This window comes from Streptomyces adelaidensis (genome assembly GCF_016598475.1).
GTDB classification, from domain to species: domain Bacteria; phylum Actinomycetota; class Actinomycetes; order Streptomycetales; family Streptomycetaceae; genus Streptomyces; species Streptomyces adelaidensis.
Map to the genome: position 1 here is coordinate 69,735 of NZ_JAEMUX010000025.1, position 21,878 is coordinate 91,612.

At 71.5% G+C, this 21,878-nt stretch carries 29 protein-coding genes and 1 pseudogene; 6 read left to right on the plus strand and 24 right to left on the minus strand.

The features are described from left to right. Positions 1-15: 15 nt before the first annotated feature. Together I8N67_RS17060 and I8N67_RS17065 are read right to left on the minus strand one after the other, a co-directional pair. Positions 16-417: a hypothetical protein gene (locus I8N67_RS17060; protein WP_200303953.1), complete on the minus strand. Its 402-nt coding sequence runs from the start codon at positions 415-417 to the stop codon at positions 16-18. A gap of 8 nt (positions 418-425) precedes the next feature. Further along, positions 426-935, minus strand: coding sequence for a SigE family RNA polymerase sigma factor (locus I8N67_RS17065; protein ID WP_200303954.1), 510 nt, complete (start codon positions 933-935; stop codon positions 426-428). Between the two features lie 210 nt (positions 936-1,145). Here I8N67_RS17065 and I8N67_RS17070 point away from each other — a divergent pair, with 210 nt between their 5' ends. Next, positions 1,146-1,538: a hypothetical protein gene (locus tag I8N67_RS17070; RefSeq protein ID WP_200303955.1), complete on the plus strand. Its 393-nt coding sequence runs from the start codon at positions 1,146-1,148 to the stop codon at positions 1,536-1,538. An 87-nt stretch (positions 1,539-1,625) separates the two neighbouring features. Here I8N67_RS17070 and I8N67_RS17075 read toward each other — a convergent pair whose 3' ends face one another. Continuing rightward, positions 1,626-2,369, minus strand: a complete 744-nt coding sequence (locus I8N67_RS17075; protein WP_234045830.1) for an ABC transporter permease — start codon at positions 2,367-2,369, stop codon at positions 1,626-1,628. Continuing rightward, positions 2,362-3,339: an ATP-binding cassette domain-containing protein gene (locus tag I8N67_RS17080; protein WP_200303956.1), complete on the minus strand. Its 978-nt coding sequence runs from the start codon at positions 3,337-3,339 to the stop codon at positions 2,362-2,364. The genes I8N67_RS17075 and I8N67_RS17080 overlap by 8 nt, the downstream gene beginning before the upstream one ends. Positions 3,340-3,497: 158 nt before the next feature. Here I8N67_RS17080 and I8N67_RS17085 point away from each other — a divergent pair, with 158 nt between their 5' ends. Both I8N67_RS17085 and I8N67_RS17090 read left to right on the plus strand, forming a co-directional pair. Further along, on the plus strand, positions 3,498-4,256 hold the full coding sequence (locus I8N67_RS17085) for a TetR/AcrR family transcriptional regulator (protein ID WP_307835258.1): 759 nt from the start codon (positions 3,498-3,500) through the stop codon (positions 4,254-4,256). Between the two features lie 26 nt (positions 4,257-4,282). Next, positions 4,283-4,483: pseudogene (locus tag I8N67_RS17090) on the plus strand (alpha/beta hydrolase); the annotation flags it as partial. Positions 4,484-4,632: 149 nt separating this feature from the next. On the opposite strand, the gene I8N67_RS17095 reads toward I8N67_RS17090, so the two are convergent. The 3 genes from I8N67_RS17095 to I8N67_RS17100 all read right to left on the minus strand — a co-directional run bounded on the left by I8N67_RS17095 (position 4,633) and on the right by I8N67_RS17100 (position 7,682). Then, on the minus strand, positions 4,633-6,576 hold the full coding sequence (locus tag I8N67_RS17095) for a hypothetical protein (RefSeq protein ID WP_234045831.1): 1,944 nt from the start codon (positions 6,574-6,576) through the stop codon (positions 4,633-4,635). Positions 6,577-6,649: 73 nt separating this feature from the next. Continuing rightward, on the minus strand, positions 6,650-6,778 hold the full coding sequence (locus I8N67_RS42650) for a DUF397 domain-containing protein (protein WP_307835260.1): 129 nt from the start codon (positions 6,776-6,778) through the stop codon (positions 6,650-6,652). Next, on the minus strand, positions 6,720-7,682 hold the full coding sequence (locus tag I8N67_RS17100; RefSeq protein ID WP_200303996.1) for a helix-turn-helix domain-containing protein: 963 nt from the start codon (positions 7,680-7,682) through the stop codon (positions 6,720-6,722). The genes I8N67_RS42650 and I8N67_RS17100 overlap by 59 nt, the downstream gene beginning before the upstream one ends. A gap of 122 nt (positions 7,683-7,804) precedes the next feature. On the opposite strand from I8N67_RS17100, the gene I8N67_RS17105 reads away from it, so the two are divergent. Together I8N67_RS17105 and I8N67_RS17110 are read left to right on the plus strand one after the other, a co-directional pair. Continuing rightward, positions 7,805-8,014 carry a hypothetical protein gene (locus I8N67_RS17105; protein ID WP_200303957.1) on the plus strand — a complete coding sequence of 70 codons (210 nt, stop codon included), beginning with the start codon at positions 7,805-7,807 and terminating at the stop codon, positions 8,012-8,014. Beyond that, on the plus strand, positions 8,014-8,433 hold the full coding sequence (locus tag I8N67_RS17110) for a DUF7848 domain-containing protein (protein ID WP_200303958.1): 420 nt from the start codon (positions 8,014-8,016) through the stop codon (positions 8,431-8,433). Before I8N67_RS17105 ends, I8N67_RS17110 begins: the two co-directional genes overlap by 1 nt. Here the strand turns inward: I8N67_RS17110 and I8N67_RS17115 are convergent. From I8N67_RS17115 to I8N67_RS17185, 15 genes are all read right to left on the minus strand, one after another. Further along, positions 8,403-10,604: a hypothetical protein gene (locus I8N67_RS17115; protein ID WP_200303959.1), complete on the minus strand. Its 2,202-nt coding sequence runs from the start codon at positions 10,602-10,604 to the stop codon at positions 8,403-8,405. The two genes, I8N67_RS17110 and I8N67_RS17115, sit on opposite strands and share 31 nt — an antisense overlap. Beyond that, complete coding sequence (locus tag I8N67_RS17120) at positions 10,601-11,731, minus strand: alpha/beta hydrolase (RefSeq protein WP_200303960.1); 1,131 nt, start codon at positions 11,729-11,731, stop codon at positions 10,601-10,603. Before I8N67_RS17120 ends, I8N67_RS17115 begins: the two co-directional genes overlap by 4 nt. A gap of 214 nt (positions 11,732-11,945) precedes the next feature. After that, entirely contained in the window at positions 11,946-12,335 is a 390-nt protein-coding gene (locus I8N67_RS17125) for a GntR family transcriptional regulator (protein ID WP_200303961.1), read from the minus strand. Then, positions 12,328-13,110 (minus strand): hypothetical protein, encoded by a 783-nt coding sequence (locus I8N67_RS17130; RefSeq protein WP_200303962.1) that lies wholly within the window; start codon positions 13,108-13,110, stop codon positions 12,328-12,330. The genes I8N67_RS17125 and I8N67_RS17130 overlap by 8 nt, the downstream gene beginning before the upstream one ends. Positions 13,111-13,218: 108 nt before the next feature. Further along, the gene (locus I8N67_RS17135) at positions 13,219-14,169 is read right to left on the minus strand and encodes an isopenicillin N synthase family dioxygenase (RefSeq protein ID WP_200303997.1); all 951 of its coding nucleotides are present in this window, start codon (positions 14,167-14,169) and stop codon (positions 13,219-13,221) included. Positions 14,170-14,239: 70 nt separating this feature from the next. Further along, the gene (locus tag I8N67_RS17140) at positions 14,240-14,683 is read right to left on the minus strand and encodes a nucleoside deaminase (protein ID WP_200303998.1); all 444 of its coding nucleotides are present in this window, start codon (positions 14,681-14,683) and stop codon (positions 14,240-14,242) included. 159 nt (positions 14,684-14,842) lie between these two features. Beyond that, on the minus strand, positions 14,843-15,250 hold the full coding sequence (locus tag I8N67_RS17145) for a gas vesicle protein K (RefSeq protein WP_200303963.1): 408 nt from the start codon (positions 15,248-15,250) through the stop codon (positions 14,843-14,845). After that, positions 15,231-15,566, minus strand: coding sequence for a gas vesicle protein (locus I8N67_RS42655; protein WP_234045832.1), 336 nt, complete (start codon positions 15,564-15,566; stop codon positions 15,231-15,233). Before I8N67_RS42655 ends, I8N67_RS17145 begins: the two co-directional genes overlap by 20 nt. Next, positions 15,563-16,114, minus strand: coding sequence for a gas vesicle protein (locus tag I8N67_RS17155; RefSeq protein ID WP_200303964.1), 552 nt, complete (start codon positions 16,112-16,114; stop codon positions 15,563-15,565). Before I8N67_RS17155 ends, I8N67_RS42655 begins: the two co-directional genes overlap by 4 nt. Then, positions 16,111-17,262: an SRPBCC family protein gene (locus tag I8N67_RS17160; RefSeq protein ID WP_200303965.1), complete on the minus strand. Its 1,152-nt coding sequence runs from the start codon at positions 17,260-17,262 to the stop codon at positions 16,111-16,113. The genes I8N67_RS17155 and I8N67_RS17160 overlap by 4 nt, the downstream gene beginning before the upstream one ends. Then, complete coding sequence (locus I8N67_RS17165; RefSeq protein WP_200303966.1) at positions 17,255-17,815, minus strand: ABC transporter substrate-binding protein; 561 nt, start codon at positions 17,813-17,815, stop codon at positions 17,255-17,257. The genes I8N67_RS17160 and I8N67_RS17165 overlap by 8 nt, the downstream gene beginning before the upstream one ends. A gap of 67 nt (positions 17,816-17,882) precedes the next feature. Continuing rightward, positions 17,883-18,146 carry a gas vesicle protein GvpG gene (locus tag I8N67_RS17170; RefSeq protein WP_200303967.1) on the minus strand — a complete coding sequence of 88 codons (264 nt, stop codon included), beginning with the start codon at positions 18,144-18,146 and terminating at the stop codon, positions 17,883-17,885. A gap of 68 nt (positions 18,147-18,214) precedes the next feature. Next, a complete protein-coding gene (locus I8N67_RS17175; RefSeq protein ID WP_307835259.1) occupies positions 18,215-18,940 on the minus strand; it encodes a GvpL/GvpF family gas vesicle protein in 726 nt (241 codons plus the stop codon). Beyond that, positions 18,937-19,407 carry a gas vesicle structural protein GvpA gene (locus I8N67_RS17180; RefSeq protein ID WP_200304000.1) on the minus strand — a complete coding sequence of 157 codons (471 nt, stop codon included), beginning with the start codon at positions 19,405-19,407 and terminating at the stop codon, positions 18,937-18,939. Before I8N67_RS17180 ends, I8N67_RS17175 begins: the two co-directional genes overlap by 4 nt. A 45-nt stretch (positions 19,408-19,452) precedes the next feature. Continuing rightward, positions 19,453-19,782 carry a gas vesicle protein GvpO gene (locus tag I8N67_RS17185; protein ID WP_200304001.1) on the minus strand — a complete coding sequence of 110 codons (330 nt, stop codon included), beginning with the start codon at positions 19,780-19,782 and terminating at the stop codon, positions 19,453-19,455. Positions 19,783-19,919: 137 nt separating this feature from the next. Here I8N67_RS17185 and I8N67_RS17190 point away from each other — a divergent pair, with 137 nt between their 5' ends. Continuing rightward, a complete protein-coding gene (locus tag I8N67_RS17190; RefSeq protein WP_200303968.1) occupies positions 19,920-20,675 on the plus strand; it encodes a hypothetical protein in 756 nt (251 codons plus the stop codon). A 7-nt stretch (positions 20,676-20,682) separates the two neighbouring features. Here the strand turns inward: I8N67_RS17190 and I8N67_RS17195 are convergent, their stop codons facing one another. Both I8N67_RS17195 and I8N67_RS17200 read right to left on the minus strand, forming a co-directional pair. After that, the gene (locus tag I8N67_RS17195; protein ID WP_200303969.1) at positions 20,683-21,426 is read right to left on the minus strand and encodes a MerR family transcriptional regulator; all 744 of its coding nucleotides are present in this window, start codon (positions 21,424-21,426) and stop codon (positions 20,683-20,685) included. A 212-nt stretch (positions 21,427-21,638) separates the two neighbouring features. Continuing rightward, positions 21,639-21,812, minus strand: a complete 174-nt coding sequence (locus tag I8N67_RS17200) for a hypothetical protein (protein WP_200303970.1) — start codon at positions 21,810-21,812, stop codon at positions 21,639-21,641. Positions 21,813-21,878 lie beyond the last annotated feature (66 nt).

The following is a 21,878-nucleotide window of genomic DNA, read 5'->3' on the forward strand; positions in this document are numbered from 1 at the left end:
TCACGCGGGGTTTGTCTATCCGTCGCCGGAGCGCTGTGCCCCCGTGTGAGCGGGTTCGGCCCCACCGGTCGAGTCCTGCTGAGCCGCCCCTCCGCCGGTAGCCGTGCCCTCCGCGGGCTGTGCGCGGCCGTCCTCCGGTGCGGCTGTGGTCGGGCCGGGCCTCGCAGGGGGGGTGGCGGCCGGGGCGACGGGGCGCGGGCTGTGTCCGGCGTCCGGCCCGGACAGGGTGGTGGCCACGGCGACCGTGCAGGCCACGACCGCGAGCGTGCTCGCCGCGGCGAGCACCACGCGACGGCGCCGGATGCGGCGGCCACCGGTCACGGCCGCGTCGACGACGCTGGGCAGGGGCGGTTCCGGCCGCGAGCCGAGGAGTTCCTGGAAGGCGGCGTGCAGGGCGTCGTCGTCGCGCTCGTCCATTTCCGGCCTCACCTGGTCGTCCCTTCACTGTTCATGTTCTCGACGATGGCACGCAGGCGGGTGAGCCCCCGGGCGCTCTGGCTCTTCACCGTCCCCGGAGTCACCCGTAACGCGTGTGCCGTCTGTTCGACGGTCCAGTCCTCCCAGAATCGCAGGACCAGCACGGCCCGATAGCGGGGCGACAACTCCATGAGTGCCTCTCGCATCATCATGTGCAACTCCGGTGCGGCCGGCACGGTAGTGGACTGGTGGGGCGGCTCGCTCATCGGCTCCTCGCGCCAGCCTCCCTTGCGCTGCTGGTCGATGAAGGTGCGGGTGAGGATGGTGCGTGAGTAGGCGTCCACGTTGCCGTCCCGGCGGACCCGTCCCCAGGCCGCGTAGAGCTTCATCAGGACGGTCTGGGTCAGGTCCTGCGCCTGGTACCAGTCCCCGCACAGCAGGTACGCGCTGCGCCGGAGTTGCGCCTGCCGCGCCTCGGCGAATTCCCGGAACTCCCGTTCCCGGACTGCTTCCCTCACTCTTGCTGACCTCCGCTTGCGCGTCATCCTGCCGGTCGTACATACGGGGATCCGGCCTGCGGGGTTGCATGGCGCGGCAAGAAAATTTCCTTCGCAGCCGCATGCAACCCGTTTCTGCCCACCCCCGTACTTCTGTCACACGAGGGCTTCCGCGTTGCCATGCGGCGGCCCGCGGTCCGAGACAACTGACACCCGAACAGAGGAAGTTCGTTGAAGCACCGCAAGATCTCGCAGAATCGCCGTCGGCTGTACAGCATCGCCGCCGGAACCGTCCTGGCCGCCGCGGGCACGGCCGGCATCGCCTCGGCCTCGGCCCACGACACCGTCGCCGTGACCCAGGATTCCCACTCCGCCACCCCAGCCGGTAGCGGCGCGGAGGAGGCCAACGGCGCGGAGGAGGCGTACGGCGCGGAGGAGGCGTACGGCGCGGAGGAGGCCGGTGGCGCTGAGGAGGCCGGTGGCGCTGAGGAGGCTGGCGGCGCGGAGGAGGCCAACGGCGCTGAGGAGGCCGGTGGCGCGGCGGAACCGGCTACGCCCAACGCCAGGGACAGCCGCCCCTACTCGGAGTTGACCCCGGAGGAGCGGGCGAGCGCGGTGGGCTGATCCGCCGAGGATCACCCACACCTCCCGGGGCCGGGCACGTGAGCGGCCCCCGGAGGCCGGTCGGCGTACGGGCGTGGGCGTCGTGGCTCACGCCGTGCGCCTCCTGAACAGCAGCCCCGAAGCCCCCGCCGAGACCGCCAGGATTCCCGCACACCAAGCCAGCGCCACCCACGGAGTGGTCCCCACCGGCTGCCCGAGCAGCAGCCCCCGAAGGGTCTCGATCACCTTGGTCACCGGCTGATGGGCCGCGAAGCCCTGGAGCCAGCCGGGCATCGTGTCGGTCGGGACGAAGGCGCTGCTGGGGTAGGGGAGGAAGCTGACGAAGAAGGTGAAGCCGCCCGCCGCTTCGGAGGACTTGACGAAGAGGCCGATCGCGGCCGACAGCCAGGACAGGGCGAGGATGTAGACGAGGAGGACGGCCGTCGCCGCCAGCCAGCCCGCGAGGGTGGCCGAGGGGCGGAAGCCGATGGCGAAGGCCAGGCAGAGAACCAGGGCGGTGGCCAGTGAGTTGCGGGCCGCCGATGCCAGGACGTGGCCGGTGAGGATCGGGATGCCGCCGATGTCCAGGGAGCGGAAGCGGTCGATGATGCCGCTCTTGAGGTCCTCCGTCACCGCCATCGCCGTGTTGGCCGAGCCGAAGCCCGCGCAGAGGAGGAGGACACCGGGGACGACGTAGGTGACGTACCGCGTGCCGGTGTCGATCGCGCCGCCGAAGAAGTAGACGAAGATCAGCAGCATCATCACCGGCAGGGCCATCGAGGTGATGAGGGCGTCGATGTTGCGGCGGCTCAGGCGCAGTGAGCGGCCGGTCATGATCAGGGCGTCAGACATGGGCCGGCTCCGCGGCGGGGGATCGGGTGAGTGCGAGGAAGACGTCGTCGAGGGTCGCCGTGTGGACGGAGAAGCGCGAGACGGTGGTGCGGGTGGGGTCCAACTCGTCCAGCAGGGCGCGGATGTGGGCGGCCGAGCCGTCGGTGGGGAGGCCCAGGGTGCGGGTGTCGGGGTCGGTGTGGGTGGCGCGCGAGGCCAGGCGCAGATAGCTCGCCGAGTCGGCGAGGACCAGGTCGAGGCGGTGGCCCGCGACGCGTCGCTTCAGCTCGGCCGAGGTGCCCTCGGCGGCCAGGACGCCCTTGTCGAGTACCGCGATGCGGTCCGCCAACTGGTCGGCTTCTTCCAGGTACTGGGTGGTCAGGAAGACCGTGGTGCCCTGGGCGGACAGTTCGCGTACGACGTCCCAGAGGGCGGCGCGGCCGTGTGGGTCCAGGCCCGTGGTCGGCTCGTCGAGGAAGATCACCTCGGGGTCGCCGACCAGGGACGCGGCCAGGTCCAGGCGGCGGCGCATGCCTCCGGAGTACGTCTTCACGAGGCGGTCGGCCGCGCCGGTGAGGTCGAAGCGGTCGAGGAGTTCCGCCGCCCTGGCGCGCGCGGCCGGACGGCCGCGGCCCGCCAGGCGGGTCATCATGCGCAGGTTCTCGGTACCCGTCTGCATCTCGTCGACCGCCGCGAACTGACCGGTCAGGCTGATCGCCCGGCGGACCTGGGAGCGTGCGGTGCGGATGTCGTGGCCGGCCACCCGGGCCGTGCCCGCGTCGGCGGTCGAGAGCGTGGCCAGGATGCGTACGGCGGTGGTCTTGCCCGCCCCGTTGGGGCCGAGCAGGGCGTGTACGGCGCCACGCGGGACGGTGAAGTCCACGCCGCGCAGGACCTGGAGGTCACCGTAGGACTTGGTCAGGCCGGTGGCCTCGATGGCCGGGCGCGCATATGCGTCGGACGGGTGCGGGTCGGACGGGTGCTCTGGCATCGCCCCTCATCTCTGTGTCTCTGTCGGCTTCTGTGTCTCTGTCGCCATTCAACTGCGTAACCCTTACGCGTTACTGTGTAAGGGTTACGCAGAAATAGGATGTGCGTCAAGCCGGGGGCGGGGACCGGTTGGCGATCGGGGCGACGAGGGAGGCGTACGTGGCGGACACGGAGAGCGGGACGGGGTTGCCCGTGAGCCTCGAAGTGGCCTGGGGCCTGCGCGAACGCCCCGCGAAGGGGCCGCGGCCCGGGCTGAGCCTCGACCGGATCGTGGACACGGCCGTGTGGATCGCGGCCGCCGAGGGGCTCGGCGCGGTGTCCATGGGGCGGATCGCCAAGGAACTCGGCGTCTCGCCCATGTCGCTCTACCGCTATGTCGGCGCCAAGGACGAGCTCTATGTGCTGATGCTGGAGGCGGCCGTGGGTGTGCCGCCCGAGGGGCCGCCGTCCGGGTCGGGGTGGCGTGAGTGCCTCGCGTGGTGGGCGCGGGCGCAGCGGGCGGTCTTCCGCCGGAACCTGTGGGTGCTGCGCATCCCGACGTCGGGACCGCCCATCGGCCCCAACTCCCTGGCCTGGATGGAGGCGGCGCTCGCGGGGCTGGACGGCACCGGCCTGCGCGAGGAGGAGAAGCTCTCCGTGCTGATGCTGGTGGGCGGCTACGTACGGAACGAATCCGTGCTGACGTCCGACCTGGAGGCCGGGATGCGGGCGAGCGGGGTCGGGCCCGACGGGTCGCTACGGCGCTACGCGGCGGCGCTCGGGGCGCTCACCGACGCCGAGCGGCACCCCGCCATCGCGCGGCTCCTCGGCTCGGGCGTGTTCGAGCACGGGGACGAGGGCGACACCGACTTCGACTTCGACTTCGGGCTCGACCGGGTGCTCGACGGCATCGAGGTCCTGGTCGAGTCGCGACGCTGATGCCGCTCTCCCCACCGTCCTCGGCGGGCGAGGGCCACGGCGTCTACCCGAACGGCAACGCCTGCTCGGACGGCACGGTCACCGACTACCTGTTCACCGGCAAACTTCCGGCGAAGGACGTGACCTGCGAGGCGACGGCCGACTCGAACGCGGAAGCACGGAAGAACCAGAAGCGGGACGCGCTCCCCGGTTCTCCGCTCCCGGAGCGTGCCCCGGACCGTTTCTGAGCCCGGTGGCATGACCCGTTGACCCGCATGGCCCATTGACCCGCACGACCCGTTGACCCGCATGACCCATGGAAGATGGGGCGGAACCTCCTGGCGAGGTCCGCCCCATCGCGCGTCGCCGTCGCCGTCGCAGGAGTCGAGACCTCCGGTCATCCCACGCGCAGTGGGCGGCCCCCGACCGCGTCGTCCGGCCAGTCCTTCGACGCCCGCCACAGGAGTATGTCGTCGGCCGGGCGGGTGGCGGAGAGCTGTTCCAGCTCCCGGCGCATGCCTTCGGCGACTTCCGGGTCCGGTAGGACGAGGGGATCCGTCAGCTGCCACACCGCGTGCAGCAGACGGCGTACGCGCGGGTGAAGGGCCGGGTCCGGGCGGCCGAGTGCCACCGCGCCCCGGTCGTCCGGGCCGTCCGGACCGTCCGTGTACGGGGCCGACGCGATGAAGACCAGGGACGTCAGCCAGGTGCGGGGGTCCGCCTCGTGGAATGTGGCGCTGAGGTGAGCCACCGCGAAGTCCGCGTCGCCCAGGGCGAGTTCGTGGTGGGCGCGGTGGAGGGGGAGGGCGCTGCCGTAGTGGGTGGCGAGCGCGCGGTGGGCGTCCCGCCAAGCCGTGCGGTCCGGGCGGTCGCCGTTCCCGTGGCGGAGTCGCAGCGACAGCAGGGTCCGGAGGAACGGGTCGCCCACAAAGTGGTCGGGGGCGGGGGCGTGGCCTTCCGCCGCCAGGCGGTCTTCCAGGGCCAGTATGCCCGACGCGCCGAAGCCGACCGGGAGCTGGGACTCGGCGAGGGTGACGGCCGAGTCGTGGTCGTGGGCGATGGCGAGGACGGTCAGCTCGTCGAGGTGGGCCTCGTCCGGGAGGAGTCGGTCCAGCATCATCTCGTAGGCGGGGCGTCCGGCGTGGTCGGCGAGCAGCAGGTCGGCCGGCCCGGTGAGCCCTCGGGGGAAATTCTGGCGCGCCGATTCGGCCATGAGCGACGTGCCGAGGGGGTTGCCTCCGGTCAACCGGTGTGCGGAGGAGGGGAGTCGGGGTGGGATCGGCTGTCCGGGGCCGCAGGCCGCAGCCATGACCTGCCGCGTCTCGTCGGGGGAGAGTGGCGGCAACGACACCAGCAGGGCGTGCGACGACGGCGTCCCGCCCGGCGCCCAGCCGCTGGTCCGTGTCACCTCCGGCAGGGTGCGGCGGGCCGCGTTCCGCAGCGCCGGGTGGCCCTGCCCCCGCAGCCCGGCGAAGAACGTCACCTGGTCGGCCCTGCCGTCGGCCCGGCCCCGCAACACCGATTCCAGCAGCCGCCGCCCCGCCGCCTCCTGCACGTTGTCCAGCAGGATCACCGGCCGTCCGGTTCGCTGCGTACGCGGTACGACCCCCGCGTACGCGTCGTCCAGGTCCGCGAGCAGCGCCCGTACGAGATGATGCTCGGCGTGGGTCCGGGCGTCGCCGCCCGCCCTGAAGTGCCGGGAGAGGAGGACCAGGCCGCGCTTCGGGTTCCCGGCCGCGTTCGGGTGGTCGCGGTACCAGACGGCGCCCCGGCGCAGCCGCCGGTGCGAGGACGACATCCCCTCGCTGAACGCCTCCAGCGCCGTCTCGATGATCGCCTCGACCACCGGGCCCTGGTCCGACATCGACGACACCAGCCGGGCCACGGTCTTGCCCACCCACCGCCCGGCCAGCCAGCCGCCTGTGTCGCTCAGCAGCAGGACCCGCTCGGCCTCCGCACAGATCCTCGACAGTCCGCGATCACCCCAGCCCCCGGCCGCGACGGCGAGCAGCCCGCACGCCAGCCGGGGGAACGTGATCCGCCCGGCCCCGGCCACGGGCTCGCCGAGCTGCTCCGCGATCGCCGACAGCGCCTCGTACGCGGGCGACCAGGACGCCGGGGGCCGGCCCGGCGGGGGTTGGTCGAACGGTGACTTCTCCGCGTCGATCAACGCGACGGGCATACGACCCCGGTACGCCTCCCGCAGCTCCCGCAGCGCCGTGCTCTTGCCGAGGCCCCGGGCTCCCGCCAGCACGATGAAGGGGAGTTCCTCGGAGTGCCCGTACGCCGTGGGTATGTCGAAGAGGGCGTGGGTCTGCGTCGTCGCCGTTGCCGTTGTCATAGCTGCTGTGGTTATCAACAGCTGTGGAGGGAGGGGCGGTTGTTTCGGAGTGCGGCGAAGTCCGCCCGTTCGCTTACGACTCCGACCGCACGGCGCCTATGAAGGAGAGCCAGGCGGAGCGGTTGATGACCAGTACGGGGCCGTCAGGGTTCTTGCTGTCGCGGACGGGGACGAGGCCGGGGAAACCGGGGGCTACTTCGATGCAGTCGCCGCCGTTGGTTCCGCTGTGGCTGCTCTTGACCCAGACCGCCGCGCTCAGGTCCAGACTGCTCACGGTGCTCACACCTTTCCATCAAGTCGCTGATCAGAACGGCTGATTCGCGAGCCGACAGCGCGTCCGCCCTGAGCACATCATAGGTTTGGCGGTGCCGAGAGAGGACGGCCGGATCGTCGTTGAAGTGGCCGAGGTCCAGAGATTCGGAGTACACCCACTCGCGTCCGTCGGGCAGCCTGATCAGCGTCATCGGGGCGTTGGGGCGGTCGGTCTCGGTGGCGTCGAAGGGAACGACCTGGATGCGGATGTTGGGGCGCTGATTTGCCTCCAGCAGGTGGGCGAACTGGTCCCGCATGATCCGGGGGCCTCCCACCACGCGGCGCAGGCAGCTCTCGTCCAAGACGGCGACGTAGAGCGGGCCCTCCGAGGTCAGGAAGCGCTGTTGTCGGCTGAGTCGCGCCCTGACGCGTTCCTCCACTGACTTGGAGTCCCCGATGTGACGAGAGAGCAACTCATGCATGTACTCCTCGGTTTGCATCAGGCCCGGCACGACGTTGTTCAGGTACTGCATGACAGCGGTGGCCTCGGCGTCCATTTGCACTCGGCGCTCGAACCAGTCCGGGTGCACAACCTGCGGATACCAATCCACCTTGGCCCAGATCCGGGCCAACACCCCACCCGTCCCCAACACCTCATCGCACCGCTTCGCGAACTGCTCGCTCGGGACCCGCGTCCCCGCCTCGATCTTCGCCACCTGTGACCGGTCGCAGGGGATCTCCCTCGCCAGTGCGTCCTGCGTCAGCAGTGCCGCCTCGCGGTAGTGCCGCAGGACCTCGCCGAAGAGGACCGAACTGCCGGCGCCACCGGCCCCCTCCGCGTTCCGCCTCGTCACAACGTCCCCCTCGTGCTCCTCCGTGGCAAAGGCCCAGTGCCACACGTTTCGCGTTGATAGGGACCGTTCCCGTGGGCGACGCTGGGCACACCCAGAGTTACGGACAGGGCTGTGGAGTGCACGTGGAACCAGAGGGACAACTTGTCTACGACCCGCGGACGCGGCGCGTGGGCGAGTACCGGGACAAGGTCGGGCCGTACGCGATGCTGCGCCCGGTGGGTGGCGGCCGGGAGTGGGAGGCGGACCCGGCGACGTTGCGGCCGGCGACGGCGGCGGAGCGGATCGGGGCGCGCGTGAAGGCGGCGAACCACCGTACGAAGAGGAGGACATGATGGTGCGCCGGCGAGACGAGGGTGAGCTCGGCCGACCGCCCGTTCCGGTGCCCGGCTGCGCGACGTGCGCGGAGTTGGCCGTACGGCGGGACGAGGCGCGGGCCCGTTACGACGGGAGCGCGGAGACGGACGCGAACGTGCTGCTCCGGCACCACCAGCGGCGCGACCACGCGGCGGCCCGTACGCGCCGCGTCTTGCGGTACGTGCCGTACGTCATCGCGCAGGACGCGACGGCGGAGCCGGAGTACGAGGCGCGGTGCGTGTCCGGTGACGAGGTGGAGTGCGGGGCGGAGTCGGGCGTACGGAGTGATCCGGCGGCCGTGGAGGAGTGGCAGCGCAGGCACACGCAGGAGACGCGGCACTCCCGGTACCGCCGCGGCTTCGCGGACTACGCGGTGATGGAACCGGCCGTGCCGTGATCCTCGGAATCCTCGGACGGCCGCGCACCGGCTCCGTGCCCTTCGGAGGGTCCTGGACGGGCGAGACGGTCCCGGAGCCGGGCGTGGCGGAACTGGTAGTACGCGCCGGACTGGCGCAGTACGCCTCGGTCGTGGGCGTCGCGCAGGAAGGCGCTGGGCCGCCAGGGCAGGCGTCCGGTCAGCGGCAGCCAGACACGGCACAGGACGATCCAGTGCCCCCAGGCGGTCAGCCCGAGACCGTAGGCGAGCCCGGCTCCCAGGCCGCCCACCACCGCGTACAGGAGCCAGTCGACGGTCCGGAACCACCCGAGCCCGTACAGGACGCCGCCCGCGGTGCCGCAGACGAGCAGGCACCCCAGCAACTGGAAGAGCACGTTCGCGCGGTTGATGCTCAGCAGGGCATGGGGGCTGACCGCGGTCTCGATGTCGACGAGGGCCTCGAACCAGGTCATGAGCGTGAACACCAGCCCGGCCGAGACGCCGTACAGGATCCCGGCGTTGAGGCCCCACCGCAGTCCGTACTCCAGATAGAACATGAAGCCGAGCGTGAACTCCTCATCGGCCCCGAGCAGAAGAGTGGACACGAGCCATGACAGGAGACCGAAGACGAACCCGCCCACCAGGCCCGTCAACGGCTTGTCGGCGAGCGTCCGCCAGGGCCTTTTCGCTCGGCCGTCCCTCGTGCGACGGGGGATTCGTATGCTCTGGCGTGACGGCTCACACGCGTGGTTCCCGTGTCTGATCCGGTACGCGAGCCCGAAGACCAGCCCGGACGCGGACCCGAAGGCCGTTCCGTTCAGCAGCCCGATCCAGAGTGCCTCCAGGGCGCCGTGCCCTGTGCGCCAGATCGTGAGGATGGTGATCCACATGGCCAGGGCGTCCGTGAGCCCGACGACCAGTCCGGCCACGAGTCCGATCACCCACGCGCGGGTCGAGCGGCCGACGGAACCGCTCAGCTTCCACCAGGCGAGGTCGTCGGTGCCGAGCCGGGCGAGGTGGCCGAGCCAGTGCCGGACACGTTCCCGGCGGACGGCGGACACATCCTGGTAGACCGTGGGGACGAACTCGTCCAGGAGGTGGTCCTCGATCGCCTGGGGCGTGCTGAGCGATGTGGCTTTCAGCAGCTCCTGCGGATCGCGGTTCGTCTCCTTGCCGTAGACGGTGCGGGCGAGCATGACCATCAACGGCGTCGTCAGTACGGCGGTGAGCCGGGCGGCGGCCGGGTCGCCGGGGTGGTTGTGCAGGGTCCGCAGGACGGGGGTCCAGGGAGTGGGGGCGATCGTGCCCAGGGGGTCGCCGTCGGGCTCGTCCTCGGGGGGTGTGGGTGTCTTGCGGGCGGTGAGCGGCAGGTATTTTTCAAGATCCTCCAGGGAGAGGCTGGTCAGCCGGATGCCCGCGGCGGAGGTCAGGGCGCCGACCTTCGTCACGGCCGCGCCGTATTCGTCCGGACGGCTGGTCAGCAGCAGGGGCCTGAGATCGTCGCTGAGTGCCTTCAGTGCCTGACCGTGCAGGTGGTCGGCGATCTCGTCGAACCCGTCAACGACGGGCAGGACGCGCCGGTCGTCGACCAGCGCCGCTGCGAGGGTCGGCCCGTCCGGGGCGGGTGCCCGCAGGCCGGAGTGGTCGCGCTCCAGTGTGCCGACGAGCCAGTCGCGCAGGGGCGTCGCGGGGTCCCATGAGCCGAGGCCGAAGATGACCGGAACGACGCCGACGGAGGTGCCGGGCGGTCCCAGCATGTCCAGCGCGAACCGCATGGCCAGGACCGACTTTCCCGAACCCGAAGGACCCAGCACCACCAGCCGCTCGGACGGTATCCCCCGGTGGACGGCGACGATCTGGCTCAGCTCACCGGTCAGCGGCAGCGGGTTGGGGACGGCTCCTGCCGCCGAGCCCCAGATGTTCTGCGAGTGATCCGTGAGGCCGTCGGGGGCCGGCTCCCAGCGGGTCGTCAACGGCCTCGGGTTCGGCACCTTCCGCCGGTACTCCTCGTGCTGCCACTGCTTGCGCAGCGCGGTCGCGAGTTTGTCGGCCGCCTCGTCCAGGGGGGTTCGGGGAGACGAGGGCCGGGTGGTCTCGATGCGCACGGTCTGCGCGTTGTTGAACTGGACCAGCGAACCGCCCACGCTGTTCCCGTCGGCCCTGTTGGACACCTGTCCCTCGTGCGGGTTCATCGCCCCGTGACCGGCCGCTTCGAGATCAGCTTCACGAAGTCGTCCATGTCCGCCTGCAGGCAGGGATCCTGGTTGTGCTTGCCGTTGCAGCCCTCGCCCCACCCGGTGCCGTCGCCGTAGTCGGCGAAGCGGTACGGGATGCCCGCCGCCCGCAGGTGGGCCGCGGCCGTCACGGCCGACTGCCGGTCGATCTTCTCCGCCACGGCCAGGACCGGGTCGACCGTCAGGTCGCCGCCGTCGCCGGCGTACATCGCGACGCCCATGCCGCGCAACGGTGCGACGTTCTGCGCGGCGCTCGCCGCGTCCCAGCCGCCGTCGAAGGGCCACACGGGTGGGCCGAAGACCGCGTCGGGCCCGTTGAGCGGCGTACCGTACGCCTCGATCACGCCGCTGCCGACGACGGCGGCGCGCAGGGCCGAGTCGTGCCAGTCGAGGGTGCCGGAGAAGCTGCCGACGTGACTGAACAGCTCCGGCCGGGTCTCGGCGTAGTGGAACGCGCCGAAGCCGCCCATCGAGTGGCCGGCGATCGACCGGCCCTCCCTGGTCGCCACGGTCCTCAGGTTGGTGTCGACGAACGGGATCAGTTCGTCGAGGTGGAACGACCGCCAGTTCTGGGGGCCGAGTTCGCCGGGGTTCAGCCAGTTCGTGTACCAGCCCTTGCCGCCGCCGTTCGGCGTCACCGTGATCAGCGGAACGCCCTCGGTCGCCCGCTCGGGGATGACCTTGTTCCGCAGGATGTCCGGCCGGTCCCCGGCGCCGTGCAGGTTGTAGAGCACCGGGTAGCGGGTGGCGTCGTCGCCGTAACCGGTCGGCAGGGTGACCAGGACCACGTGCTCGTCCGAGGTCTGGCCCTCCATCGCGGCGTAGACCGGGACCTGCCGGGACTTCACGCTGAAGAAGAACGTGCGCTCGTCGTCGTCCGCCCACTGCGGCTGGCGTACCACGGTGAGACCGAAGCCGTCCGCGAGGCGCGGTGGCGCGCTCGCGGCGTACGCGGCGGGAGCGGCCGGTCCCAACAGCCCCCAGAGGGCGACGAGACTGACGAGTGCGGCGGTGACGGCGCGTAGCCCGCCTCTGGACCTTCCTCCGTACCCGCCTCCGGCGTCGTTCCTGGACCGATTCTTCAACTGACCTCTCCATCATCGGCGTTGTGCGCCCTGGAGACACCGGCTGGGGTGTGCGGTGCTCTGCGGTGTCGACGGCACTGCGGTGGCTTGGTGTAAGCCGGGACTCAGATGGTGAGGTGGGTGAATATCGGTGTCAACGTCCCTGCGTGGCAAGGGCGTTGAGGTTTGGTGAGGGTGTGGTGCGCAGGGGAGGGGCGGGGTGGGGGGCGGGCGCTCAGGAGGGGCGGTCCGGGCCCAGGGCGTCGCGTACGGCGGTCAGGATGGCGTCCGTGTCGGCGCCGAGCGCGCGGGCGGCGGAGGTGAAGTCGCGGGTGAGGGTGGAGAGTTGGGCGGCGTACGGGCGGGTGGGGCCGGTCGGGGGCGCCGCCACCCGGGTGCCCGCGCCGCGCCGGGTGCGGATCAGCTCGGCCGCCTCCAGCTCGCGGTAGGCGCGGGCGACCGTACCCGGCGCCAGGCCGAGGTCCGTGGCCAGCTGGCGCACGGTCGGCAGCCGCTCGCCCTCGGTCAGCCGGCCGGTGACGATCAGCGCGGCGAGCTGCGCGCGGATCTGCTCGTACGGCGGTACCTGGCTGGCGGTGTCGACACGGACGGCTGGATCACTCATCGTCGTCGTCCGCCTCGTTCTCGACCGCGCGGGGGGCCACCACGGTGACCAGGGACCAGACGACGGTGAACAGGTTCAGCAGGGCCAGCGGGTAGAACACCCAGAAGGTGAGCACGCCCAGCACACCGGCGCAGCCCGTCTCCGTCAGCGCGAAAGAGACCATCAGTACGGCGTACAGCTGCTGGCTCGACACCAGCAGGCCCCAGGCCCCGGTGACCGCCCACGCGCGGTCCCGGCGCTGCTGTTCCGCGCCAGGTCCGTGGGCGATGCGGCGCAGGGCCCAGATGCAGGTGGGGGTGGCTATGGCGAGCGCGCCGAACATCGGGAGGGTGTAGTACAGGCCGGGCCAGGGGCCGGCGGTCGCGCGCATCCCGTTGCAGGTGAGGGTGAGTGCCTTGCCCGTACCGAAGATTCGGTCGGGGTCGACGGAGGCCGTGGTGGCCGTGATCACCAGCAGGACGACGAGGAAGACGCCCTGGAGGGCGATCAGGGGGCCCATGCGCGGTGGCACATGGTCTCTGACCAGGCGCGGGGCGAGACTCGCGGTGCGTACCGCCTCCTGGGGGCGCAGGGTCAGGGCGTCGGCGAGCAGCACACCGGCCACCGCGCACAGGCCGAAGGCCGTGATGCAGAACACGACGCGCTGCTCGAACTCGACGTCCCCCAGTGTGGACAGCGCCTGTGCGGCGATGAGGCCGATGGCCAGGCCGGACCAGCGGGCGTAGTGGTCGGCGTGGTCGAGGAGCCGGGACGCCGGCGAGGCGGTGTCGAGCATGTGGAGATCCCCCGGGACTTGTATCAAGCGGTGAGTACAAAATGCCCTGAGGCGGGATCTTGTGTCAATCGCTCGATACAAGCCGGTGCTGTGCTGTGAGGGGCGGACTCAGTCGACGGTGATCGAGTCCAGCTGCGCCCGCAGATGCACGTGCGAGTCCACCGGCGGGTACGCGACCCTTCCGATCGGCGTCGGCAGGGACTCGACGATCGTGCCCGGGGTGCACTCGCCGAAGTAGACGAGGGACATCAGCTCCTCGGTCGGCTCGTCGGCCGGCGGAGGCAGCACGCGGTGGCGGCCCGAGCGCCAGCGGTCGCCGGTCCAACGGGCCATCAGGTCACCGATGTTGATGGTGAACGCGGCCGGGTCGTACGGGGCGTCCTCCCAGCCGCCCTCGTCCGTGTACACCTGGAGCCCGCCCTTGCCGGCCTGCCGGTCGAGGATCGTGACGGTGCCGAAGTCGGTGTGCGGGCCGATGCGGAACTGGCCGGGCTCGGGGTCGCCGATCACCTCCGTACCCGGATACCAGTTGATGTTGAAGCCGTAGGTGGGGTGGCTCATGTGGCGGGCGAAGAAGTCCGGCTCCAGGCCGAGCGCGTCACCGAGCAGGGTCAGCAGGTCGTTCTCCAGCTCGCCCATCCGCGCCAGGTACTCCTCGCAGAGCGCCCGCAGCTCGGGTACCTCCGCCGGCCAGACGTTCGGCGCGTACCACTCCGCGTTCACGACCGGGTCGTCGAAGGGCTCGTGCGTGGCGAAGGACAGGGACTCCTTGAGGTCCGGCGGGGTCCGCGTACCCTCCGAGTACCCGTTCGCCTCGGCCCCCGGGCCCAGCCAGCCCCGCCCGCCGACCTTCACCTCGTACGCCTGCTTGGCCTCGGCGGGGAGTGCGAAGAACCCGCGCGCGGCCTCCCGGATACGGGCCCGCAGCGCCGGGTCCACGCCGTGGCCGGTGACCAGCAGGAATCCGGCGCTCTGGAGGGCCTCGTCGACCGTACGGGCGATGCGGGCGCGGGTCTCGGGGTCGCCGTCGTGCCAGGGGCGCAGGTCGATGGTGGGGATGCGGGGGCTGCTGGGGTTACCGGGGCTACCGGTGGGCTGGGGGGTACGGGGGTTCCGGGGGGTACGGGGCTCACTCACCGATGTCCTCGTTCCATAGGGCCGGGTTCTGCTTGATGAAGTCGCGCATCAGGGACACGCACTCCGGGTCGTCCAGCAGCACGATCTCCACACCGTGCTCGGCGAGCCAGTCGTGCCCGCCGTGGAACGTGGTCGCCTCCCCGACGACCACCCGGGAGATGCCGAACTGCCGTACCAGCCCGGAGCAGTACCAGCACGGCGACAGCGTCGTCACCATCGTCGTACCGCGATACGTCCGCTGCCGGCCCGCCGCGCGGAACGCGGCCGTCTCCGCGTGCGTGGAGGGATCGCCGTCCTGGACCCGGCGATTGTGGCCACGCCCGAGGACGGTGCCGTCGGGGCCGTAGAGCGCGGCACCGATGGGGATGCCACCCTCGGCGAGCCCGGCACGGGCCTCTTCGAGGGCGGTGGCGAGCCAGGTGCGTGCTTGTGACAGTGACTGTGACTGTGACTGTGACTGTGACTGTGACTGTGACTGTGACTGTGACTGTGACTGTGACTGTGACTGTGGTGACGGTGACGGGGGCGGGGGCGGTGTCCGTGACGGTCGGTTCATGGCCTCACTCTGCCCGCCCGGCCTTGAAAGCAAGGGGGTTCACGGTGGGAGCAGGGTCCCCAGGGGGCCGAGGTCGAGGTTGAGGTCGTCCAGGGTCAGGCCGTAGCGGTCGCAGAGTTCGGTCATGCGGTCGTGGAGGACCATCAGGGTCATGCCGAGCCGTTCCTCCTGCTCCTCGGTGAGATTGCCCTGGTCGACCCGGTGCAGGGCCTGCCGTTCCATCAGCTGGCGCAGCAGTTCGACGATGGTGAGGACCAGCCGGACGAGATCCCGCTCCACCGTGTCCGGGTCGGTGCGCAGCCGGCGCGCGACGCCTCCGTCCCGGCCGGTGGGCGGCGGGGCGAGGTCGTCCGGGCGTGCGGGCAGCAGCGAGAACGCGCGCGTCGCCGCGTCGGCCACCTCGCGGAGCCGGTCGGAATGCGGGCCGTCAGGCAGGGGCGTCGCCATGGCCGCCGCCCCCTTCCGGGTATGGCTCCGGGTACGGCTTCGGGCCCTGCTCCGGCTCCGGACCCGGCCGTTCGGGGAGAGCGAGCGCCCATTCCTCGTCCAGTTGCTCGCGTACGGCGACGATCACCGCGCGCAGCGAGACCCTCACCAGGTCGATGTCGGCGATGCTCAGCACGAGATCTCCGGTGAGTACGACGCCACCGCTGAGCAGCCGGTCGAGCAGGTCGATCAGCGCCACCTGGCGCCCGCTGATCGGGCGGTCGTAGTCGTCGTCGCCGTGGCCGCCGTAAGCACCGGAGCCGCCGTACGCGCTCATTCCTCGTCGTCCCCGGGCTCCGCGACCTTGCGCCGCTTGCGTCGTGGCTCCTCCGTACGGCCCTCCGTACGGCCCTCCGTACGGCCCTCCGTACGGCCCTCCGTACGGCCCTCCGCGCGGGGCTTCCGTTCGGGGTCGCGAGGGCGGCGGCGTTCGGGCGATGCGCTCGCGGACAGCTCCGGCGGGGAATCCTCGACGCGTTCGCGCAGCTCTTTCACCTCGGCGCGCAGGCGCTCGTTCTCTTCGGCGAGGGAGCGTCGGCCGTCGGGGCGGGACGCGTGGGACGAGAGGGCGGGGTCGTGCTCCCACCAGTCGATGCCGATCTCCTTGGCCTTGTCGACCGAGGCGACCAGGAGGCGCAGCTTGATCGTGAGCAGCTCGATGTCCAGCAGGTTGATCTTGATGTCGCCGACGATGACGATGCCCTTGTCGAGCACGCGCTCAAGGATGTCGGCGAGGTTGGCGCCGGAGCCCTGGTCGTACGAGTAGAGGCCTCGCGACGAGGACTGCGAGGGAACGGGGGAGGAGTGGGAGTCGGGCTGGGTCACGGCTCACTCGACCTCGTTTCCTTCCGCCCTTCCCGCCCTTCGTCCTCGTCCTCGTCCTCGTCCTCGTCCTCGTCCTCGTCCTCGTCGGCGTCCTCCGCGTCCTCCTCCCATTCGCCTTCCTCATCGTCCTCGTCATCGTCCTCGGCATCCGCCGCGGCCTCCGGGGCCTCGTCCTCGTCTTCGTCCTCCTCCTCGTCGTACTGATCCTTCGCGCCCTCGTCGCCCTCGTCGCCCTGGTCGCCCTCGTCGTCCTGGTCGTCCTGCTCGTCCTCGTGCCGGCCCTCGGGCTCGTCCTCGTCCGCTTCGTCCTCGTCCTCCCCCTCCTGCACCTCTCCGCCGTGGACCTCCCCGCGCCAGCCGCCGGTGGCCTCGCCGCGCATCATCACGAACGTGCGGTAGAGCTTCAGATCGAGGCGGGTACGGCGGCCCTGGGCCCGTAGCAGGCCGCCGACCTTCTCGACGACTCCCTTGGGGAAGTACTCAAGGACGAGCAGCACCTTGGTGAGGTTCTCCGCGAGCGGGTGGAACGTGACGACGCCCCTGGTGGTGGCCTTGTCGCCCTCGGACGTCCAGACGATGCGCTCATCGGGCACCTGTTCGATTATGGTGCCGCGCCAGTGACGGCTCGCCTTGGCGATCTTGACGTGCCACCGGGTGGTGACCTCGTCCTCCTGCTCGACGTCGACGACCCCCTTGGCGAACCGTTCGAAGTCCTGGAACTGCGTCCACTGGTCGTACGCCTCGCGCACCGGGACACCCACGTCGATGTCCTCGATGATGGTGAGCCCGCGTCCGCTGCCGCCCTCGGGGTCCTTGCCGTGCCCCGCCTTGCCGGTGGCGTCCTTGGCCTTCTCGGTGACGACGTCCTTCGCCTTCTCCGTCGCGCCCTTCGCCTTGTCCACCAGGGCGTCCTTGGCATGGGACGCGGTCGATGTCAGCGCCCCCGCGTGCATGTCGCCCAGCCGGCGCGCACCCTCGCCCAGTCCATGGCCCACGCCCTGGAGCATCAGTGCGAGGCGGGCCTCGATGTAGTTCTCCAGCTCTTCCTTCAGCCGGGTCGTGCCGGGGTTCTGGCCGACTTCCTCGCGTGCCTTGCTGAGGGTGCCGGCACCCGCCGAGCCGCCTTTCGCCGTCCTGCCCTCAGCCATCGTCCTGCCTCCTCGACCGTGCGGTGCCGCTGCCGCTGCCGCTCTTGGAACGGCTCGCGGCGGCGGTCTTCTTCTTCGAAGTCCTCGAAGTCCTCGAAGTCCTCGAAGTCCTCGTGGTCCTCGCGCGAGGCGCGCTCTTCCGACCCGAACCCTTCTCGTCCTCGGCCCGGCCTTCGTCCTCGTCGGGTTCCTCCTGCTCGCGGTCGCGGTCGCGGTCGCGGTCGCGGTCACTGGCGCTGGCGCTGGCGTCGTCGCCGTTCCCCTCGGCCCGCTCCCGCAGTCCGGCGGTGCGCTCGTGCAGGGCCCCGGCCAGGCTGTCGGCCTTCGCCGTCAGTACGGAGGTCGCCGCCGCCTTGCTCGCGTCCGTCAGCTCGGTGCGCACCTGCCGGGTGACATCGCTGAGGAACGGGGAGTCGAGCGCCTTGCCGAGCTGTCCGGGCCGGACCCGGGATCCGGCCAGTGCCGCGCCGAGGCCGATGGCGAGCTTGGCCTTCTTCGTCCGTCCCAGCAGATAACCGCCCAGGACGGCCGCGCCGATCGTGGCGTTGTTCATGATCCTGTCTCTTTCCGTGTCCACGTTTCCGGGCCCACGGGCGTCACGGTTTCCGTGCCCACGAGCGTCAAGGGCCGGGCCGCGCGCCCTGCTGGAGCCGGTAGGCGCTGATCTCCTCCAGCCGGTGCAGCAACTCCTCCTCGCGCCGCGCGAACTCCTCCTCGTCGACGCGTCCCTCGGTCCGCGCCCGCTCCAGGTTCACCAACTCCTCCTGGACGGGGCCCGGGTCGTAGTACTGGTCCTCCGCGGCCTGCCGCACCTTGTCGACCACCCACCCGACGCCCCGCACGGGAGCGATCGGCAACGTCAGAATGGTCCCGACCAGTCCCATCCCGCACCGCCTCCTCACACCTCACGCCTCACGCCTCACGCCTCACAACGCCTCACACAGTCGTACGGTCATACGAAGCTGTACGGCGGCAGCGGGCCGCGCAGCCGCAGCTCCACCCCGTCTCCCAGTGCCTCGGCCAGCTCCCCGCCGACGCTGGTGAACTCCTCGGTCCGCTCGCCGTCCACCAGGAAGGAGGCGTTCACGAAGTACTGCTGGGACGGCGCGGAGACCTGCTCGGCCAGCGCGTACGGCCGCAGCGCGGCGAGGACCTCCTCGCCCAGCACCGCCTGCCGGCTCTGCACCTCCTGGGCCACCAGCTCACCGAGGGCGAGCCGGTCCTCGTACGTCCCGCCGCCCTCGCGGATCGCCTCGTTGAGGTCGCGGGCCTGCGGGGAGTCCGTCAGGATGGCGCGCAGGAGCGTCTCCTCGTCCTGTACGCCCTTGACGTTGAACTCCGCGCGCCCCGTCAGCTCGTCGAGCCGCGCGGCGAACGCGGCGGCCCGCTCCTGGAGCAGGGCTTCCACGGCGGCCTCGTCCTGGGCGACGAACCCGAAGCTCAGCGGCAGGATGGCACCGTCGGCCCACAGATGTTCCTGGACCTCGTGGTGCGCCTCCACGTCCCGGCGGCTGACCGACAGGTCCTCGGGGCTCTCGCTGACGACGGCGCTCAGGTCGCCGCTGCTGACCGCGTGCAGTTCGGCGGGCTCCTCCCCGACGCCCTTGACGTCGTCGAGGCCCAGCGGATGCGCCGCCTTGGTGATCGCGTAGACGTACACCGACATCGGCTCGCTCACTCCTCACGGTCCCTGGCGGAACGGCGGCTCGCGCCCCGCTCGGAGTGCACGCGCTGCTTCTCGCGCCCGGACTCACGGTCGGCTTCGCGGTCGTCGTCGTCCCCGCGCCCCTTCCCCTTCTGAAGCGAGTCGGTGACGGCCTGGACCGCGCCCGTGAGCGCGCCCTTGCTCTTGCCCCGGGCGCCCGCCTCGGTGGTGTCCCCCACGATGTCCGTCAGCTGGGAGGGGGCCTTGCGCCCCGATTCCAGGTCCAGCCGGTTGCACGCCTCCGCGAAGCGCAGATACGTGTCGACGCTGGCCACGACCACCCGGGCATCGATCTTCAAGATCTCGATGCCGACCAGGGAGACCCGCACGAACGCGTCGATGACCAGGCCCCGGTCGAGGACGAGTTCCAGCACGTCGTAGAGGTTCCCCGAGCCGCCGCCACGGGCGGCTACGGCGCCGCCCTCGCCCTGCGGCACCACAGTCACGATCTCTTCCCTCCGGTGGGGAAGCCGTATGTCAGGGGCCTATCGAATGTTGCCCCGGTCGACCTGCGCGCGCGTGTACCGGCGACCGCGCTCGTACGCCAGCAGCTTGCCCGCGGGATCCAGAACGACCCGGTAGGCGGCCATCACACTGGTCGTCTGCGGGACGCGCTCCAGCTCCAGGACCTCGACCTGGGCCTCCCAGCCCTCATCGGTCGGCTTCAGCGCGGAAACGGACTCGGGAGCGCGTCCCAGCAACTCGGTGAGCTGCGCGATCGCGCTCCGCATGGCCTCGGGCGCGGAGACCCGCTCCTCGGCGGCCGACTGCCGCGACGAGGAACGGCGCTTCTCGGACTCGCGGCCGTCAGTCATCATCACCCTCTCACTACGCTTCCATCATCGACGTCCCCCACCACACGTGCCACTCGTGGCTGTGCTCCACCCGCTTTCCCTCAGCGCGCGGCCCGGCGGCCGTACGCCCGCGCCGGCGCTTTCCCCATACTTTCCGTATGGACACACAGGCCATGGAGGAAGCGCGGCGATGGCTCGCCGAGCGGGGTGTTGTCGAGGCCGGGGGCGGGTGGGCCGACGCGGGAGCGCCGGAGGGGGTGCTCACCGCCAATGAGATCGCGCACTCCTGGGCGGGGGAGGTGTTCACCGACGAGGACCTGGGCCCGGCCGAGCGGGTGCGGCTGGCCTTCGGGCTGCTGGACCTCCTCGACGAGTACTGGGTGACGTCCGAGCTCGGCCTCGCGGACCGGGGTTCTCAGGGGCCGCTGCCCGCCGACGAGCTGTGGGACGGCTATCGCCGGCGACTGGAGGCGGAACGGGACGCCGAGCCCGTCACCTACTCGCTCTGGGTCGACTGGTTCGAGGACCCGGCCACGGCCGCGACGGCCTTCGCCGCAGTGCTCGGCGACGACATCGACCACATCGTGGCCGCAGGATCGCCCGCCCAGGTCCGCCGGGCCGGCCGGGTGCTGGCATGCTCGGGCCCCGTCCCCTGGTCCGTGAAGCACCGGGCGTACGACACCGCCGCCCGCCTCCCCGCCCTGCACGAGCCGCTCCTCAAGGGCCTGCTGGCCGGCTACCACGACGTCTACGGCGACCTGGACCCGGCGGCCGCGCTCCCTCTCCTCGCGCGCCTGCGGCTCCCGGCGGACGCGGACCCCCGGCCTCTCGCGGCACTCCGGTCCCTATTCGACGCGGGCCACACCAACCACTACCGCACTCCCCTCGCCTGGGACGAAGCGCTGCGGGCTTGACCGGCCCTCAGCTTCCCGTGGAACCGGCCGCCAGGTAGGTGTGCAAGTGACCCGCCCCCTCCAGCATCGCCGTCGTAAGGGTGGTCAGGGCGGCGTGGCGGGTCCCGATGGCCGAGCGGAGCGCGCTCGTGCCGCCTTCGAGGCGGAGGTCGTCGAGGACCGGGCGGATCTGGTCGAGGAGGTAGTGGTTGCGGCGCAGGGAGAGGATGAAGCGGGCGTCGCGTACCTCGTCGGGGGCGTAGTGGCGGTAGCCGGTGCCGCGCTCGCGGCGGGGGGAGAGCAGCCCGGCGGCCTCCCAGACACGCAGCGTGGACGTGCGCACGCCGAGCAGCGCCGCGACCTCGCCGATCAGCAGGTCGGTGCCGGGTACGTCGTCCTCGGGCCGCTCCCCGGCCAGCGTCTCCAGCGCCTCGCTCGCCGCCCGCAGCGAGACCCGTTCCGCGTGCAGCGCCGCGTGCGCCTCGTCCACGAGAGCCAGCGCGCCGGGCACGTCGCCGTCGTGCACGGTCCGCATGACCCGCGTCGCCACCACCGCCCCGTACCCCCGCGACAGCACCCGGTACGTCAGCAGCGCCCGCCGGTGCGCGTCCCCGAAGACCCGGTACCCGGAGGCGCTGCGCGGGACGGGCGGCAGGACACCGGCCTCCTCGTAGTTGCGGATCTGCTGGGTGGAGACCCCGGCGAGCCGGGCGAGGTCGACGGGGCGGAGGCGGAGGCGGAGGTCGGCGGAGGTTGGTTCGAGTCGGGGCATCGGGGTGAAGGGTAGGGCGGTTCGCGGGTGGTTCGGCGGGCGGGCGGGCGGTGCGGATGCCGGTCGGCCGACGTCTCCCGTCCGGCAGGGCCGGACGACGGTCCACGGCTGCTCCCCGCCCGCGTCGGGGCGGCCCTCGTCCCGTCGGCCCCTCGTCTCGTCGGCCCCTCGTCCCCTCCGCCGTCGGCCCCCGGTCCGTCCCCGGCTGCCCGTCAGGCGCTTCCGATGTCCTTGCCGTCCCCGCTCCGCGCGGCGCGCCGCCGCTTGACGTACCGCCAGACGCCGACCGCCCCGGCGACGATCGCCGCGGCCGCGATTTCCGCCGGCAGCTCTGTGAGCAGGCCGTGTGCGAGGTGCGACAGTACGTGATTGAGTTGGTCCTTCAAGGGGGGACTCCAAGGTGTCGCCGGTACCGCCGTCGGGCGAGCCGGGGCGGAGGCGGGCGGTCTGTC

What these genes read in the sequence shown, in the direction of transcription:
- I8N67_RS17130 (WP_200303962.1), bottom strand. Translation starts at nt 13,110, where the DNA reads ATGCTCGACACCGCCTCGCCGGCGTCCCGGCTCCTCGACCACGCCGAC.
- I8N67_RS17125 (WP_200303961.1), bottom strand. Translation starts at nt 12,335, where the DNA reads ATGAGTGATCCAGCCGTCCGTGTCGACACCGCCAGCCAGGTACCGCCG.
- I8N67_RS17165 (WP_200303966.1), bottom strand. Translation starts at nt 17,815, where the DNA reads ATGAACAACGCCACGATCGGCGCGGCCGTCCTGGGCGGTTATCTGCTG.
- I8N67_RS17080 (WP_200303956.1), bottom strand. Translation starts at nt 3,339, where the DNA reads ATGCCAGAGCACCCGTCCGACCCGCACCCGTCCGACGCATATGCGCGC.
- I8N67_RS17160 (WP_200303965.1), bottom strand. Translation starts at nt 17,262, where the DNA reads ATGGCTGAGGGCAGGACGGCGAAAGGCGGCTCGGCGGGTGCCGGCACC.
- I8N67_RS17185 (WP_200304001.1), bottom strand. Translation starts at nt 19,782, where the DNA reads ATGACTGACGGCCGCGAGTCCGAGAAGCGCCGTTCCTCGTCGCGGCAG.
- I8N67_RS17195 (WP_200303969.1), bottom strand. Translation starts at nt 21,426, where the DNA reads ATGCCCCGACTCGAACCAACCTCCGCCGACCTCCGCCTCCGCCTCCGC.
- I8N67_RS17170 (WP_200303967.1), bottom strand. Translation starts at nt 18,146, where the DNA reads ATGGGACTGGTCGGGACCATTCTGACGTTGCCGATCGCTCCCGTGCGG.
- I8N67_RS17095 (WP_234045831.1), bottom strand. Translation starts at nt 6,576, where the DNA reads ATGACAACGGCAACGGCGACGACGCAGACCCACGCCCTCTTCGACATA.
- I8N67_RS17115 (WP_200303959.1), bottom strand. Translation starts at nt 10,604, where the DNA reads ATGAACCCGCACGAGGGACAGGTGTCCAACAGGGCCGACGGGAACAGC.
- I8N67_RS17060 (WP_200303953.1), bottom strand. Translation starts at nt 417, where the DNA reads ATGGACGAGCGCGACGACGACGCCCTGCACGCCGCCTTCCAGGAACTC.
- I8N67_RS17110 (WP_200303958.1), top strand. Translation starts at nt 8,014, where the DNA reads ATGGTGCGCCGGCGAGACGAGGGTGAGCTCGGCCGACCGCCCGTTCCG.
- I8N67_RS17145 (WP_200303963.1), bottom strand. Translation starts at nt 15,250, where the DNA reads ATGGCGACGCCCCTGCCTGACGGCCCGCATTCCGACCGGCTCCGCGAG.
- I8N67_RS42655 (WP_234045832.1), bottom strand. Translation starts at nt 15,566, where the DNA reads ATGAGCGCGTACGGCGGCTCCGGTGCTTACGGCGGCCACGGCGACGAC.
- I8N67_RS17075 (WP_234045830.1), bottom strand. Translation starts at nt 2,369, where the DNA reads ATGTCTGACGCCCTGATCATGACCGGCCGCTCACTGCGCCTGAGCCGC.
- I8N67_RS17190 (WP_200303968.1), top strand. Translation starts at nt 19,920, where the DNA reads ATGGACACACAGGCCATGGAGGAAGCGCGGCGATGGCTCGCCGAGCGG.